General features: G+C 39.3%; 17 protein-coding genes. 8 read left to right on the forward strand and 9 right to left on the reverse strand.

Going from position 1 to position 15,216, the window contains the following annotated elements; genetic code table 11:
* The first annotated feature begins 34 nt into the window (after positions 1–34).
* The 3 genes from Q0296_RS10260 to Q0296_RS10270 all read left to right on the forward strand — a co-directional run bounded on the left by Q0296_RS10260 (position 35) and on the right by Q0296_RS10270 (position 2,618).
* Positions 35–1,129, forward strand: a complete 1,095-nt coding sequence (locus Q0296_RS10260) for an ATP-binding protein (protein WP_298040271.1) — start codon at positions 35–37, stop codon at positions 1,127–1,129.
* Between the two features lie 80 nt (positions 1,130–1,209).
* Complete coding sequence (locus Q0296_RS10265; protein WP_298040273.1) at positions 1,210–2,064, forward strand: hypothetical protein; 855 nt, start codon at positions 1,210–1,212, stop codon at positions 2,062–2,064.
* The gene (locus Q0296_RS10270; protein WP_298040274.1) at positions 2,064–2,618 is read left to right on the forward strand and encodes a ribonuclease HII; all 555 of its coding nucleotides are present in this window, start codon (positions 2,064–2,066) and stop codon (positions 2,616–2,618) included. Before Q0296_RS10265 ends, Q0296_RS10270 begins: the two co-directional genes overlap by 1 nt.
* Here the strand turns inward: Q0296_RS10270 and Q0296_RS10275 are convergent.
* The 6 genes from Q0296_RS10275 to Q0296_RS10300 form a co-directional block, all read right to left on the reverse strand.
* A complete protein-coding gene (locus tag Q0296_RS10275; protein WP_298040275.1) occupies positions 2,610–4,187 on the reverse strand; it encodes a DUF4153 domain-containing protein in 1,578 nt (525 codons plus the stop codon). The genes Q0296_RS10270 and Q0296_RS10275 overlap by 9 nt on opposite strands.
* A 92-nt stretch (positions 4,188–4,279) precedes the next feature.
* A complete protein-coding gene (gene frr / locus Q0296_RS10280; protein ID WP_087581160.1) occupies positions 4,280–4,837 on the reverse strand; it encodes a ribosome recycling factor in 558 nt (185 codons plus the stop codon).
* Entirely contained in the window at positions 4,827–5,786 is a 960-nt protein-coding gene (locus Q0296_RS10285) for a polysaccharide deacetylase family protein (RefSeq protein ID WP_107849984.1), read from the reverse strand. Before Q0296_RS10285 ends, frr begins: the two co-directional genes overlap by 11 nt.
* Before the next feature lie 2 nt (positions 5,787–5,788).
* Complete coding sequence (gene secG, locus Q0296_RS10290; protein WP_021087232.1) at positions 5,789–6,118, reverse strand: preprotein translocase subunit SecG; 330 nt, start codon at positions 6,116–6,118, stop codon at positions 5,789–5,791.
* 62 nt (positions 6,119–6,180) lie between these two features.
* Entirely contained in the window at positions 6,181–6,546 is a 366-nt protein-coding gene (locus tag Q0296_RS10295) for a thiamine-phosphate pyrophosphorylase (RefSeq protein WP_298040290.1), read from the reverse strand.
* A 10-nt stretch (positions 6,547–6,556) separates the two neighbouring features.
* Complete coding sequence (locus Q0296_RS10300) at positions 6,557–7,255, reverse strand: Bax inhibitor-1/YccA family protein (RefSeq protein WP_298040279.1); 699 nt, start codon at positions 7,253–7,255, stop codon at positions 6,557–6,559.
* 171 nt (positions 7,256–7,426) lie between these two features.
* Here Q0296_RS10300 and Q0296_RS10305 point away from each other — a divergent pair, with 171 nt between their 5' ends.
* From Q0296_RS10305 to Q0296_RS10325, 5 genes are read left to right on the forward strand one after another with little or no spacing between them, the layout of a single operon-like run.
* The gene (locus Q0296_RS10305) at positions 7,427–8,071 is read left to right on the forward strand and encodes a carbonic anhydrase (protein ID WP_021086289.1); all 645 of its coding nucleotides are present in this window, start codon (positions 7,427–7,429) and stop codon (positions 8,069–8,071) included.
* Entirely contained in the window at positions 8,064–9,908 is a 1,845-nt protein-coding gene (locus Q0296_RS10310; RefSeq protein ID WP_298040281.1) for a mechanosensitive ion channel domain-containing protein, read from the forward strand. Before Q0296_RS10305 ends, Q0296_RS10310 begins: the two co-directional genes overlap by 8 nt.
* A gap of 10 nt (positions 9,909–9,918) precedes the next feature.
* Entirely contained in the window at positions 9,919–10,077 is a 159-nt protein-coding gene (locus Q0296_RS10315) for a hypothetical protein (protein ID WP_298040282.1), read from the forward strand.
* 34 nt (positions 10,078–10,111) lie between these two features.
* Positions 10,112–11,203: a GGDEF domain-containing protein gene (locus Q0296_RS10320; RefSeq protein WP_298040284.1), complete on the forward strand. Its 1,092-nt coding sequence runs from the start codon at positions 10,112–10,114 to the stop codon at positions 11,201–11,203.
* Positions 11,196–12,251, forward strand: coding sequence for a GGDEF domain-containing protein (locus Q0296_RS10325; protein ID WP_298040285.1), 1,056 nt, complete (start codon positions 11,196–11,198; stop codon positions 12,249–12,251). The genes Q0296_RS10320 and Q0296_RS10325 overlap by 8 nt, the downstream gene beginning before the upstream one ends.
* Positions 12,252–12,276: 25 nt before the next feature.
* Here the strand turns inward: Q0296_RS10325 and Q0296_RS10330 are convergent, their stop codons facing one another.
* Genes Q0296_RS10330 through Q0296_RS10340 form a run of 3 tightly spaced genes read right to left on the reverse strand, consistent with a single transcriptional unit; the run spans position 12,277 to position 15,105 of the window.
* Positions 12,277–13,560 (reverse strand): TRAP transporter large permease, encoded by a 1,284-nt coding sequence (locus Q0296_RS10330; RefSeq protein ID WP_298040287.1) that lies wholly within the window; start codon positions 13,558–13,560, stop codon positions 12,277–12,279.
* Between the two features lie 10 nt (positions 13,561–13,570).
* Positions 13,571–14,113 carry a TRAP transporter small permease gene (locus Q0296_RS10335; RefSeq protein WP_021084026.1) on the reverse strand — a complete coding sequence of 181 codons (543 nt, stop codon included), beginning with the start codon at positions 14,111–14,113 and terminating at the stop codon, positions 13,571–13,573.
* On the reverse strand, positions 14,113–15,105 hold the full coding sequence (locus Q0296_RS10340; RefSeq protein WP_021089263.1) for a DctP family TRAP transporter solute-binding subunit: 993 nt from the start codon (positions 15,103–15,105) through the stop codon (positions 14,113–14,115). The genes Q0296_RS10335 and Q0296_RS10340 overlap by 1 nt, the downstream gene beginning before the upstream one ends.
* Between the last annotated feature and the right edge of the window lie 111 nt (positions 15,106–15,216).

Consider the following 15,216-nt stretch of genomic DNA (forward strand, 5'->3'; position numbering starts at 1 on the left):
GTGGCTATAATTTCAAAAAGAAAAAAGGTCAAATTTGAAAAGTTTAGAAACGCTCTATCAAGCGCCCATTAAAAATGCAAAATTTATCCCAAGAAAATATGAGATCATCTCGCCAAAGACGCTTATCATTGGCGCTATATCAAGTGGCAAAACAGCCCTTGTTTATGAGTTTTTGAGCCATTACAAAAGCGAGGAGAGGCTTTATATAAATTTAGACGATCTAAGGATAGATAGAGCCTTGCTTTTAGCAAATTTAAAAGAGTTTTTAGAAAAAAACACCCAAATAAAGGTGCTCGCAGTTGAAAATTTGCAAGCCGCTGATCTTGTAAATTTAGACTTTCTAAAGGACGCTGCACTCGAAAATATCATCCTTACAAGCAAGGAATTTTCACTCTCACTTGATGGCTTTGTGCACATAAATTTAAACTATCTCGACTACGAAGAATTTATACTATTTTTTAAGAAAAATTTAGACCAAGACCTGCTTTTTAGCTACTTTTTGGCCCATGGCAATGAGATAGCAAGTGCCTTTTTAGACTCCAGCGAGGTCACAGCCCACTTGCAGCAGCTCTTAAGAGCAAATTTAAACGAGCAAAGCATCGCTATCTTAAAAGAGTGCGCGACAAAGTGCCACGACACGATAAGCGCCTTTGGGATTTATAAAAATCTAAAAGAGCAGATGAAAATTTCAAAAGATAGCGTTTATAGCGCGATAAATTTGCTAAATGAGAGCGGATACGTGGAGTTTGTGCCAAATTTAGATGAGAGTAGCACGAGTAAGAAAATTTACTTTACAAATTTTGCACTTCGTAATGCCTTATGCCTGAAAAAGGACTTTTTGGCCGTCTTTGCAAATGTCGTTTTTTGCGAGCTACTTAAATTTAAAGATGAAATTTACTATACAAAAGAGATTGATTTTTTCCTTACTAAAAGGAAGCTTGCGATCATCTGCGTGCCCTTTTCTGCGCCTGAGATCGTCTTTTTGAAATTTAAAAAACTCCACACAAGCCTAAAAGAGCTAGGCGTTAGCAAGCTTCAAATCATCAGCGTCGCAAACCAAGCCGAGCAAAGCATCGAGGGGATAAAATGCGAGATATTGCCATTTTCTAGGTGGAGCCTTGGTTTATAAATTTAAACTCTTTGTTTGTTTATCATTTTAAAAGCCTAGAGATAAAATAGTTATAATCAAAAAAACTATAAAGGACGGACATGAGAGCATTTTTTGGGATCTTATTCATCGCTGCAAGCCTTTTTGGCTACGAGATAAACCACGAAAACTGGGCTAAATTTTATAAATTTAGTGGCGATGCAAATGGTGTGAAATTTGAAGTTTATATGAATTATTTTAAAGATGAATTTGAAAATTTCAAACAAACCAAGAGCTTTAAAGTCCCGCCTAAAATAAGCGGTCACATCTTTTTTGACGGCGCAAAATACGACTATGAAAAGGGCTCTTTTGAGCAAAATGGCAGTGAAATTTCATCGCTAAATGCGGTCTCAGACAAGATAAATTTAGACGTTAAAAACGAAAATGGCGAGCTAAAAGGCAAGATAATCGTCAAAAACAAAGCCTACAACGCCATCGTAAAAGAAGAAAAAGAGTATGAGATCCTAAATATCGGCATCCAAATGACCGAGTCAAACGGCACGAGATATGAGGCGATCACTAACGACATCTTCGCTAAAGACTCAGCCAAAAAATACAAAAACAAGCTTCTTGCAGAGTTTTACGACCTAAAAAGTGAGCGCAAAAAATGGCCAAACAGCCAGTATGAGAGCCTAAAAAATATATACTATATAAATGATAAGATTAAAAGCGTTTGCACCTATAAAAACGAAAAGACAAACTGCGAGGTGCTCTCGCTTGCGACGAATAAAAAGCTAAAACTAAAGCAAATTTTTAAAGATATAAACGACAGCCATCTAAAAGCGATCCTTGCAAATGCTGGCGTGAGCGACAACTTCGTGCTTTCGCCGCTTGGCCTTACCTTTTTAAACGAGGAGCAGATCAGCGTGCCACTTGAGGAGCTAAGACCTTACTTTAGCGATGAAGTCGGGCTGTAATGGCTAAAATTTGCGGTATCGACGAGGCTGGACGTGGGGCGTTAGCTGGACCACTAAGCGTGGCTGCTTGCGTGCTAAATAGTGAAATTCCTGGACTAAACGACTCCAAAAAACTAACCGCAAAAAGGCGCGAAGAGCTCTTTAAAGAGATCACAAAAAGCTCAAATTTCATCATCGCCTACTTCTCAAACGCCCAGATAGACGAGCTTGGGCTAAGTGAGTGCCTAAGGCGCGCGCTCAAACTTTTTAAGGCGCATTTTGAGGGCTTTGAGATCATTTACGATGGAAATTTAGACTACGGCGTGGGTATAACCACGATGATAAAGGCTGACGGCAAGGTAGATAGCGTAAGTGCAGCCAGCATCCTAGCAAAAGTAAGCCGTGACCGCTTGATGAACGGCTGGGATAAATTTTATCCCGCATACGGCTTTGCAGGGCACAAAGGCTATGGTACAAAGTCGCACTTAGATGCAATAGCTAAATTTGGCTACTCAGACTTTCATAGAAAAAGCTTTGTCATAAAGCCAAAACTCACGCAGGGCTCGCTATTTTAGCTGCGCATCCTCCATATAAAAAAGCACGCTTGCGCCATAAAATTTATAAACTCCGTTTTCTTGCACGATTTCCATAGAGCGCAGAACAAAGACCCTTTTGCCTACTTTAAGGATCAAAAGCTGCTCTTTTAGCTGCTCAAATACCTCAGCGCCAAAGTCGCCGTCTGGCTTTAAATTTAAACTTGCAAGCGCTTTTTCTAGGTGCTTTTGCATATCTATGCTAACTCTTTCATTATCTAGCTGCATAACGAGCTCATCGCCATTTGTGCTACTTGAGACTACGCTTTTTATGGTCGCCTCTTTGACGTTTATACCGATGTTGCCTGAGTTAATGCTAAATATCTGCCACTTTTTCTGCTCAACTTTCTCAAGACCCGCTATAAATTTTTTATTTTCTAGTGCAAATTTATCGCCGTTTTCTACTAAAAAGTCAAATTTATCTTGTAAAAAGTAAAGCTTCTCTTCGCCGATCTTGCTCACATCGCCACTTAGCGTACCATCGCTACCAAGCAAATTTAGCGACCTTAGCTCTCTTAGCAAAAGCTCTTTTTGAGAATTTATGGTAAGCAGCTTCGTATCAAGGACAAAATGGGTGAAAAATATGCCAAATACCATCAAAAATGCTAGAAATTTATAAGGGAAATTTCTAAAAAATATCATCACAAAATAGCTCAAATTTGCAAATATCACGCAGGCGATGAGATATATCCTAGGCTCGCTTAGGCCGTATTCACCGACCCTGTGCATGACGCCCCACCAAAGCAAAACGCTAGGCAAGATGACAAAAAGTGGCAAGAGCTTAAAAATTTGATCATAAATTTGGCTTTTGATAAGTAAATTTAGCCCTCTTAAAACAAAGCCAGCGATCAAACAAGCAAGCACGATATAGGCTACTCCGCCACGTGGTAGCTCAAGCAAAACAAGCCTATAAATGCAGTATAAATTTAAAAGCGCCACATAGATGATGAGCACGGGATTTAGGATGAAATTTATGGCGATCTTGATGAAATTTAAGAGTCCGTACTCGCTAAATTTGCTCTCAAAAAAGAGAAATAGACATGGCAGACCAAAAGAGACCAGCGTCAAGTAGAGCCTCTGCGTCCTGTGGCTGGTTGAGAGCTCCAGCCCAAATAGGTAGTTAAGCCCCGCACAAACAGCAAAAATGCCAAGAAAAAAAAGGTGAAAAAGGGCAAATGAGATGAGTAAATTTAATAGTCTTGCTAGGCTCTGGCTTATAAATTTCTCATTATCTTTGGCGAAATTCAAAGATAATAAAAGCACAAAAGCCATGAGATAAAGTGCCACAAGATCGCTGGCATGACCGCTTAGCTTAAGGCCAAAAAAGTAAAGTGTTGCGCCAAATATCAAAAAATATAAAGGTAGTAAAATTTGCCTTTTATTTAGGTAGATAGCGACCAAAAGTAATGGCTCAAGCAGCCAAAAACCTCTATACTCATCCACTATCTGGCTAGGGCTAAGAAAAATGGTAGCTAGGCTAAATGCCAAAATGGTAAAAAGTAAAATTTTTTTATCAGCAAATGCGGTTTTTAGCTCAGTGGCGATCTGCAATGTCGTCCTTTAAAGGATGAAATTTAGCCACATTACGTGGCTAAAAAGTGAGGGTTTAGAAATTTGCAAGGGGCGCAAATTTCTAAGTAAATTTAGATTTTTAAAAGCTCAGCTTCTTTCTCTTTTACGAGAGTGTCGATCTTTGCGGTGTAGGCGTCAGTTATCTTTTGAACCTCATCTTGTCCCTTTTTGCTCTCGTCTTCAGTTATAGCCTTGTCTTTTTCAAGCTTTTTGACCTCGTCGTTTGCATCTTTTCTCACGTTTCTTATACTAACTTTTGCCTTTTCGCCCATAGCTTTTGCATGTTTTGCGTTTTCTTGGCGTTGCTCGACGGTCATCGGTGGGAAAAATAGCTTAACGCTCTCGCCGTCGCTGTTTGGATTGACGCCGATATTTGCAGCTTGGATGGCTGATGAGATCGCTTTTATCATGCTCTTTTCCCAAGGCGTGATAGCGATAGTCGAAGCGTCGCTTGTAAGCACGGTGGCTACTTGATTAAGCGGAGTTGGCGAGCCATAATAATCAACCATAACGTTATCTAGGATGTTGATATTTACCTTGCCAGTTCTAAGCGTTGTAAAATCGCGCTTTAGTGAAGCGATCGCCTTTTCGCAACCCTCTTTTTGGGTATCGTAAATTTTATTTAGCATTGGTGTCCTTTATTAGAAGTTTTGTGCTTCTGTGATGATCTACTTTTAGCGACATTAACACTTTGCGTTTATCAAGCGGTGGGTTAAATTTACACTCAAAAACGCCATTTGTCATAGGTACTTTTCTAAAGCCGTCAAAGCCAGTCATGAAAAAACTGCCCTCACTTGCGTTAGTGTCGGTCTTGATGATGAGCTTGTCGATCGCATTGTTTTGCGGATAGCCCTCTGGAAATATCCACTGAGCATTTAAAAATTTGCTATTAAAAGTTAGCGCTATCTTTGTGCCATTCATCACTGGTGTTCTGTAAAGATCATAAACGTCACTTTTATCTGAAACTGCGCCTGAGTTTTGATTTAAAAGTGCCAAAAAGCCAAATTCTTTTGCCAAAGAGACGACCCTACTATCGATCTCACCGTAAGGCACTGCGAAGTATTTAGGCTTATAACCCATATGCTTTTCAAAGGTCTCAACGCCCTTTACAAAGTCCTCTCTTAAGGCCTCATCACTAAGTTTAGTCATCCTTGGATGAGCGTATGAGTGATAGCCGATCTCTCCGTAAGCTTCTAACTCTTTGATCTGATCAAAGTCTAGATAATCACCATATTTGTTCGCGCTTGCCTCTACATAGACCATCAAAGCAAATGGGTAGTTATACTCTTTAAAAAGCTCAAGAGCGTTATTGTAAAAGCTTTTATATCCATCATCAACGGTGATAACGATCCAGTTATCAGGGATCGGTTCGCCAGCATTTACCGCATCGACAAGCCTTGATAGCTTGACAACTTCGAAGCCATTGTTTTTAAAGTATTCAAACTGCTCTCTTAAATTTTGGATAGAAATATCTGTGCTAACGTGCCTTGGATCGTCAAAGCGGTGGTAAACTAGGATGTGAGCGTCTGCCAAAGCAAACGTTAGCGTCAAAAGTGACGCTAAAAACGTTTTTATCATTGTTATTTTACTGGATTTTGTGGTGCGCTAGGAGCTGCTGGCACGTCGTTTGATTTTGGTATAACTAGAGATTTGCTATCGACACTATCAACGATAGAGCGTTTTAGATCTTTGTTGTAAAAATATCCGAGTGCAAGTGTGTTTAGGATAAACAAAACGCCTACCACAAAGGTAAATTTAGCTAAAAACCCAGCTGGTCCTTTTGCTCCAAAAAGGCTCTCGTTGCTTCCACTGTATGCTCCAAGACCGATAGATGAGCTCTTTTGGAGTAAAACTGCGATCGTGATAACGACAGCTAGAACAAATTGTAAGATTAAAAATATTAAACTCACGAAATTTCCTTTAAATTTTTTAAATAGTTTGCGATTATACAAGAAAAGATTTAAATTTTTAGTTAAAGTTCTTTTTCAAGCTCATAAAGCTCGTATCTTATGCTTTTAAAAAGCTCGGCGTACTCTAAATTTACAAGCTTAAAGCACTCTTCAAGCACTCTTGCGCTCTCTTGTGCCCGTTTAAAATTTGCGGTGATGATCTCTTCTAAATTTGACCTTGTCTGCTCGCTTTTTGTGCTGGTTTTTAGAACGTCGTTTTGAGAATTTCTAAATTTCAAAAAGTCACTTTGTGGTATCTTTGCCTTGTGGCGGAGGGATTTTATCTTATAGGCGACCTCGGCGTCGTCAAAGACATATCTTTTTATATCTTCAACGACACGAAGTCCCTCTTTTAGTCTATTTAAATTTGCATCTATCACGCGGTAGATGCGCTCGTTTTTAGTCGTTTCTATTGAAAATTCCTAAAATTTGAAGCAGTGATGTGAAAAGATTTATAAAATCAAGATACAAAGCAACCGCTCCCTCAACTGGTGTCTCGTAGTTGCCACGGATGATATTTTGTGTATCAAAAAGTATGTAAGCACTAAATAAGATCGAAGCGATGCTTGAGATAACTAGTTGAAACATCGTGCTTTTAACGAAAATGTTGATGATCGCTGCCACAACGATAACTATCAAAGTTATAAATAGCATCTTGCCCATCGTTGTGAAGTCGCGTTTTGTATTCATCGCAAAGACGCTTAGAGCACCAAATGCAACTGTCGTCAAGCCAAATGCTTGAGCCACGATACTAGCACCACTTGGCATAGCGAGGATCGCTGAAAGTAGCGGAGTTAGCGTAAGACCGCTTACAAATGTAAATGCGAAAAGAAGTATTAAATTTAATCCCTCTTTGCGTTTAGCCGCCATTAGTCCAAAAAGTAGAACAAACTCAAGTATCACAAGTCCCCAAAACAAAAATCTATTTGCCGCAAAAACGCCAGCGATACTAATGCCTACATAAGCGCCAGCTGTAGCTGAAAGTAGTGATGCTGCAAAAAGTTGATAAGTTTGTTTTATAAAAGTGCTTAGTGAGCTTTGAGAATACGCAAGCTCCTCTTGATTTTGCTTAGCGTAGTTTCTATCATACAAACTCATTTTTTCTCCTTATGAATTTTTGCAGTGAGTTTAGCCTAAAATAATTAAACAATATATAAAAAGAAGTTTAATAAAAAATATTAGTTTAAAGTCCGTTTTAGAGAGCATTTTTTTGATTAAATAAAAGTTGCTATAATCGCGATAAAAATATAAAAAATGGAGATAAATTTTATGGATGATTCAATACTTGAAGGTGCAGTAAAATTTATGGAAGATGGTTTTTTAGAGCATGAAGAGCTCTTTAAAAGTCTGCAACACAAACAAGATCCGCACACACTTTTCATATCTTGCGTGGATTCAAGGGTCGTGCCAAATTTGATAACAAACTGCCTGCCAGGTGAGCTTTTTATGGTGCGAAATATCGCAAACATCGTGCCACCTTATAGGGTGAGCGAAGAGTTTTTAGCGACCACTTCGGCGATCGAATATGCGCTTGAAGTTTTAAACATCAAAAACATCATCATTTGCGGACACTCTGACTGTGGTGGATGCGCGGCACTTTATGTTGATGAAAAGAAGCTAAAAAACACTCCAAACGTTAGAAACTGGATCAGGCTAATAGAGCCTATCAAGCGAGAAGTGCTTAAATTTACAAGCGATGATCCAGCCAAAATGGCGTGGCTAACCGAGAGACTAAACGTGATAAATTCGATAGAAAACATAATGACATATCCAAATGTAAAAGAGGAGTACGAAAGCGGTAAGCTTCAAATTTATGGCTGGCACTACATCATAGAAACTGGCGAAATTTTTAGCTACGATTTAAAAGAGGGCACGTTTAAACTTTTAGCGGACAAAAGAGGCGAAAATGCGTAAATTTCTAACCATCATCCTGCTTTCTTTCATAACTCTTTTTGGCGCTGATAACAACGTAACGCAAGAAGACGATATCATCAGCATAACAAATCAAATTCAAACCCTAAACAGCCAGATAAATATCATAAAATCTCAGCAAAAAGACCTAAACGCTTCAAAGATCGATAACTCAAATTTGATCACTCTTCAAAAGAAAAAGAGCGCTCTTTTAGAGAAAATTCCGACCTATGTTATGCAGATCGAAGTTACACAAAGCGATATCAATAAATATAACCTGCAAAAAGGGGCACTAGAGAAAAAGGTAGCTAGGCTAGAGAAGCAGTCAAACAAGGACGCCTATATCCAAAGCGCCATCGAGCTTGAGAAGATGAAGGTAGACTACGCCTACTACTCGGCGCTCATTAGCCTTGAGGAGATATTTAAAAAGGGCGCTAAGGCAAATTCTATCAAAGAGGTGATAGACGGCGGACTCTTAAATTTACAAACAAATTCCTACGTCAGCATAAAGGAGCTAAAAGACTCGCTAAATGAGACTTCAAGCTCGTATGACGCAGCATTTATGGACCTTGAGCTAAAAAAAGAGACACAGGAGGAAATTTTAACCTACCTTAAAAATAACGCCGATCTTCTAAGCTCAAGCATGCTCTTATCTGAGCTAAATTTAGTCGATGCAGTAGACTATATAAACAAATCAACAGCTGTAAATCCAAGCAAATTTAACCTTGGCAAGATAGTTGTTATCGTTGCGATATTTTTATTTTTCGTCTCGCTAACTAGAATTTTAGCCAAGCTCACCTACTGGGTGATGTCGCTCATTGCTTCAGGCGAAGGGGTCAAAGAGGCTAAAGATCAGATCGTAGATATCGTGAAAAAGCCGATCTCTGCGCTTCTTATCATCTACGCGCTAAATATCTGTATCGGCGTTGGATTTTACCCTGTGCCAGTGCCACTTGTCATAGCAAATATCTTTTCTATCATCTATATAATCGCATTTTCATGGCTTGTTCTAACCATACTAAATGGCTATGGCATCGCAATAATCGACAAGATAGCGCAAAAAAGCAGGCGCAAAGAGGTCATAAACCTAGCCTTAAAAGTGATCTACGTGATCGTACTTATCATCACGCTTTTACTGATACTTCAAAAGCTTGGCTTTGATATCTCAGCACTCATCGCCTCCCTTGGTATCGGTGGTCTTGCCGTTGCTTTTGCTGCAAAAGACATCATCGCAAACTTCTTTGCCTCTGTTATGATGCTCTTTGACAACTCATTTTCACAAGGCGACTGGATAGTTTGCGGTGATATAGAGGGCACGGTCGTTGAGATAGGCTTTAGAAAAACAACAGTTAGAAGCTTTGATAACGCCCTTATCTTCGTACCAAACTCAAAGCTAGCGAGCGATCCTGTGAGAAACTGGAGCAGGCGAAAGGTCGGAAGACGCATCAAAATGCTAATAGGCATAGAGTATGGAGCTACGACTGATGAGATCAAAAAATGCGTCGAAGATATCAAAAATATGCTCATAAACCACCCAGATATCGCCAAAAGCGAGGATGTCGCGGCTAAAAAAAGAGGACTAAGATATAGACAAAATATAGTTTCGATAGACGACTACGCTGGATATAAGTCAAATTTATTTGTCGTGGTTGATGACTTTGCGGAGAGCTCGATAAATATCTTAATCTACTGCTTTGCAAAAACTATCGTTTGGGGAGAGTTCTTAGACGTTAAACAAGACGTTATGCTAAAGATCATGGAAATTTTAAAGCAAAATGGTCTAAATTTTGCCTTCCCAAGCCAGAGCTTGTACATTGAAAATATAAAAGATAAAATTTAAGGAGTTAAAGATGAGTGATGATTTCGAATATGACGACGTAGAAGAAAACTACACTGAATTTGACGATGAGGACGAGGATAGTAGCGATAGCTATGACTATAACTACGACGAAAATGACTACAACTACGAAGATAGCGATGAGGATGAGGAGAGTTACGACTCGTACTAAGAGAATTTAATGGATTAAATTTAGGAGAGGATGCTTGGTAGAATTTATAAAGCAAGATAGTTATAAGGCTATCGACGATATTTACAAAACGATACTAAATGTTGCTATTTTGAGTAATGCGGTTGCGATTTTAACGCTAAGTTTTGTTTATTTGGATATATCGATCATTTTTATATGCTGTTTGTTCCTTACAATAAGTGGGATACTAAGGTTTAAATTTAATATCAAATATAGATTTTTTATATCAGCAATCTTTCAGTTAAATGTCATTGCAGCCGTAGTAGCCGGAGTTATTGGTATGGGCTGGAACTCTGGGATATGGATAGCACTACTTGGTGTAATTTTCATAAACTATTTTTTAGCCTTTAACCAAAAGCTTATTACTTATACCATTAGTATTTTTGAGCTTTCAATACTTATTTGGCTATATTTATCTTATAAAAATAGCACTTGTAACGTCTCTGATACAGCTCAAGATTGTATCACACTTTTGAGCGTTGCTTTTACATATTATCTAGTTTTTAGCCTCTCTGGCTTTGCTGACGCCATTACATCTAGTGGCTACAAACAAATCAGTGATGAAAGGGATGAGATAGAGAGGATATCAAAATACGACTTTTTAACAGGACTCTTAAACAGACGTTCCGTTGAAGCAACCTTAAAAGATGAGCTTAAAAAACTAAAAGAAAAGAGTACCGATTCAAATTTAGTTGTTATGTTGGGCGATATAGATAACTTTAAAAAGATAAATGACACTTATGGACACGACTGGGGCGATAAGGTCTTAAAAGAGATCGCTCTAGCGTTAAGAGATACTTTTAGAGATAGTGATAAGCTTTGTCGCTGGGGCGGTGAAGAGTTTTTAATAATACTGCCAAACATAAAAACAGAAGATGTAAAAAATGTCGAAAACAGGCTTGCAACAAGGATAAGCCAAGTAAAACTACCAGATAAAAGTGCTGTGACTATGACCTTTGGTCTAGTTCTTTGTGCAAGTGGCATAAACGTTAATATAGATACCGTGATCAACCTAGCCGATAAAAAGCTTTACGAGGGTAAGAAAAACGGCAAGGACCGAATAGAATATGCCATCCTAAAGAAGGATATAGACTATGACAATGCCTAAAATTTCGCTCTATATCTCACAAAAGATCATCCTTTTTTCACTTTTCTTGGTGCATATTTGCTACTTGGTCGCATTTTGCCTAATAGGTCAGGAAGTTTTAGCCACAGCAAATATCCTATCTGTCTGTATCTATCTTTTCTCGATAAAGCTACTTTATGATAGCGAAGAGAACAACAGGATCACGATGCTCATCTTGCAGATCGAAATTTTACTGCATGCTATGCTTTGTATCTTTATGCTTGGCTTGGGATATGGCTTTGAAATTTTGTTTTTAACCTCAACGATCAGCCTATTTTTCCTATCTATCAGTTTTAAAATTTTAAACAGGATCATCTCTGCTCTGCAAATAGCGGCATTTTTGCTTTGCTATTTGGTATTTGAGCCACAAGGTAGCGGCGGCGAGATAGTGGCCTATAAAGATACGTTTTTTGTATTTAACCTAACCGCATCTTGCGTGTTTGCCGTCCTAACATCATTTTTGCTAGAGAGCTCAAATTTATTTATATTCTTAGGCATTTTAGAGGAGAAAGAGTCTGCAAAAGCGGTCTTCAACCACGACCCACTAACTGGGCTTTTAAACCGCGCTTCTATGCAACAAATTTTTAGACAAAAGAATTTATTTGACGGCAACGACTTTGCTATCATGATGTGCGATATCGACAACTTTAAAAAGATAAATGATACCTACGGACACGGCGCAGGCGATGAAGTGCTAAAGAGCCTTTCTAAAATTTTCAAAAACGCTTTTAGAAATGAAGATAGGGTTGCAAGATTTGGCGGAGAGGAATTTCTAGCTGTTATCTTTGATGTTAAAAAGGCAAAAGCAGTTAGCATCTTAGAGCGTATCAGAGAGACACTTAATCAAAATGTCGTTGAATTTGAAAACAATAGGATCATAGCGACGATGACATTTGGTGTCGTGGCACATAGTGGCAACACTGAGGTAAATATCGAGCGTATGATCAAGCAAGCTGACGAGCTACTTTACGTTGGTAAGCGAAGTGGTAAAAATATCGTTATGAGTGCGGATTACGATCCAAAAGGATAAATTTAGAGGCCTAGGCCTCTAAATTTTAATGTCCATACATTATGTTTGGTAGCCAAAGTGAAATTTGTGGTATATAAGTAACCAAGATAAGACCAAAGAACAAGGTTAGTGTCCATGGCAAGCACGCCATGATGACCTCTTTTAAGTTCATATTTGTAAGACCGCTTGCGACAAATAAATTTAGTCCAACAGGCGGAGTGACCATACCTATCTCCATATTTACAACCAAGATGATACCAAAGTGTATAGGATCGACGCCAAGCTGCGTAGCTATCGGAAGCAAGAGAGGCACCATGATCATGATAACGCTTGAAGGCTCCATAAACTGACCCATGATAAAGAGCAAGATATTTACAAATATCAAAAATCCTATCATGCCGATATTTGCGTCAAGTATCATCGATGCGATCGCTTGCGGGATCTGCTCGCTAGTTAGCAAATAGGCAAAAACAACGGCGTTTGCGATGATGAAAAATATCATAGCTGTTGTAAGGGCTGAGTCTAGACAGATATCCCAAAGATCTTTTATCTTTATATCTCTATAGATAAAAAGTGAGATAAATAGCGCATAGACCGCACTTGCCGCAGCAGCTTCAGTCGGAGTGAATATGCCTCCATAAATTCCGCCAATAACCACAACGACGATTAGAAGTGCCCAAAATGCTTTTGCAAATTTCTGCACTCTTACTTTAAGTGGCTCAGCCTTAGTCGCTTTAAATCCAAGCTTTTTTGCGCCAACATAGGTCTGAGCAAGCATCATGCCACCTAGCATTAGGCCTGGCACAACGCCTGCCATAAAGAGCTTACCGATACTAACCTCTGCCGTTACGCCATAAACTATCATAACAACTGAAGGTGGGATCAAAATTCCAAGCGAGCCAGCCGTAGTTATGCCGCCCACTGCGTACTCTTTTGGATAGCCAGCCTCTTTTATCGCTGCAAACATAATTGAGCCAATAGCCACAACCGTCGCAGGCGAGCTTCCAGAAACTGCTGCAAAGATGATGCAGGCAAATATCGCGCTCATAGGCAAGCCACCTGGCAAGTGTCCGACCATAGACTTTGCAAAGTCGATGATACGCCTTGCTGAGCCGCCTTTGCTTAGTAAATTTCCAGCCAAGATAAACATCGGGATCGCCATTAGCGAAAATTTATTGATACCGTCAAAAATTAGCTGTGGGATCGTAGCGACGTCGATATCTGTAAAAAATATCATCGTTAAAACCGTACTCGTTCCCAGCGAAACCGCCACTGGCACGCCTATTAGCATCAGTGCAAAAAGTAGGATAAATAAAAATGCTATTGTCATCTTTTTCTCCTTAGTCTTTGACTACGCTACCATGAGCTAGCTCGTGCGCTTCGTTGCTTACGACCTTTGCTGCTGGAGTTAGAGCTACTTTTATAGCCTTTTCAGCCGAGCGGTAACTAGCTGTGACAAAGGCTATTGGAAGCACTAGCATAGGGACCCATTGTGGTATACCAAGGTCTATTATCATCTGCTCGATCTCGTGCAAAATTTTAAGATAATCCACCGAATAAACCGCGATAAATATCAAAAAGACCGTTGTTAAAATGTGTGAAAAAAGTAGGCACGCCTTTGCAAGCGCTGGTGGAAATTTCTCCACCAAGATAGTTACGCTCACGTGGATGCCCTTGTTAAAGCCATACGCTGCGGCAAAAAACGCCGACCATATAAATAGGTAGTTTGATAGCTCGCTCGCCCACGACCAGCTTTTGTCAAAAAAGTATCTAGCCACGACGTTGGCAAAGGCTAGTAGCGTTCCACTAGCTAGCCCTAAAACGGCGATAGTTTTATTAAGCGAGACTATCAATATATCAAGAGCGTTAATGAAATTCTTCATTATTTTGTCTCGATTGTCTTTTCTATAAGCTCTTTGCCGATGACATCGTAAAATTTAGGATAGATAGCCTGCATAACTTTTTGCCACTCAGCTTTTTGCGCGTCGTCGATCTTGAAAATTTCTAGCTTTTTAGTCTCTGCTATATATTTTTCAAGCTGAGCTATGACGTGAGCGTCCTCTTTAGCTGTCTCTTCTCTCTCGTAAGCTGTAGCTTCGCTTAGAGCTTGTTTTACATTTGCTTTTAGATCATCTGGTAGTTTGTTCCAAAATTTATCACTCATAACAACTAGATAGCCTAGATATCCGTGGTGAGAAAGTGTAAGTGAGCTTTGAACTTCGTGAAATTTAGAGTTATAGAAATTTGAAAGTGGGTTTTCAGTAGCATCAACTACGCCTTGTTGAAGTGCAGAATAGACCTCTGAAAATGGCAGAACTTGTGGGTTGCCACCGATCGCTTTGATCTGCTCTTCAAGTACTTTTGAGCTTTGGATTCTAAATTTTTGTCCTTTTGCATCTTCTGGAGTGAGGATAGGCTTTTTGCTTGAGCTAAAGTGCTTAAATCCAGCATCCCAGTAATCAAGCGCCACAAAGCCCTTCTTAGTCACAAGGCCTTTTAGCTCCTCGCCAACTGCACCGTCTTGAACCTTATGAAGGTGGTCTGCATCTTTAAAGATGAAAGGTAGGTCAAATAGCTGAAACTGCGGCACGATAGGTGTAAATTTAGAAAAGCTTGGAGCTGCCATTTGAACGTTACCAAGCTTTAGCGCGCCAAATACTCTATCATCATCAAGTAGCTGAGCTGATGGGAAGACTTGAACTTTTATCTTGCCGCCACTTAGCTCCTCAGCACGCTTTGCAAAAAAGTCAGCCGCCTTGCCCTTTGGCGTAGAAGCTGCGACAACGTGAGCAAATTTGATCGTATAGACCTTATCAGCACCAAATGCTAAGCCACTGATGGCACATGTAAAAAGTAAAGCTTGTAAGAATTTCATCTTTCATCCTTTGTAATAGTTTTGATAGGTGCATTATAAATTTCAAAAATAAAAATTTAGAAATTTTGTTTCATAAATTCACATATCTTTATTTTTATATGTGTATTTTTG

The sequence above is a fragment of the uncultured Campylobacter sp. genome (assembly GCF_937890585.1).
Lineage (GTDB): Bacteria > Campylobacterota > Campylobacteria > Campylobacterales > Campylobacteraceae > Campylobacter_A.

Coding starts and splice junctions, on each gene's coding strand:
- Q0296_RS10265 (WP_298040273.1), top strand. CDS start 1,210: ATGAGAGCATTTTTTGGGATCTTATTCATCGCTGCAAGCCTTTTTGGC.
- Q0296_RS10270 (WP_298040274.1), top strand. CDS start 2,064: ATGGCTAAAATTTGCGGTATCGACGAGGCTGGACGTGGGGCGTTAGCT.
- frr (WP_087581160.1), bottom strand. CDS start 4,837: ATGCTAAATAAAATTTACGATACCCAAAAAGAGGGTTGCGAAAAGGCG.
- Q0296_RS10285 (WP_107849984.1), bottom strand. CDS start 5,786: ATGATAAAAACGTTTTTAGCGTCACTTTTGACGCTAACGTTTGCTTTG.
- Q0296_RS10300 (WP_298040279.1), bottom strand. CDS start 7,255: ATGAGTTTGTATGATAGAAACTACGCTAAGCAAAATCAAGAGGAGCTT.
- Q0296_RS10305 (WP_021086289.1), top strand. CDS start 7,427: ATGGATGATTCAATACTTGAAGGTGCAGTAAAATTTATGGAAGATGGT.
- Q0296_RS10310 (WP_298040281.1), top strand. CDS start 8,064: ATGCGTAAATTTCTAACCATCATCCTGCTTTCTTTCATAACTCTTTTT.
- Q0296_RS10315 (WP_298040282.1), top strand. CDS start 9,919: ATGAGTGATGATTTCGAATATGACGACGTAGAAGAAAACTACACTGAA.
- Q0296_RS10325 (WP_298040285.1), top strand. CDS start 11,196: ATGCCTAAAATTTCGCTCTATATCTCACAAAAGATCATCCTTTTTTCA.
- Q0296_RS10330 (WP_298040287.1), bottom strand. CDS start 13,560: ATGACAATAGCATTTTTATTTATCCTACTTTTTGCACTGATGCTAATA.
- Q0296_RS10335 (WP_021084026.1), bottom strand. CDS start 14,113: ATGAAGAATTTCATTAACGCTCTTGATATATTGATAGTCTCGCTTAAT.
- Q0296_RS10340 (WP_021089263.1), bottom strand. CDS start 15,105: ATGAAATTCTTACAAGCTTTACTTTTTACATGTGCCATCAGTGGCTTA.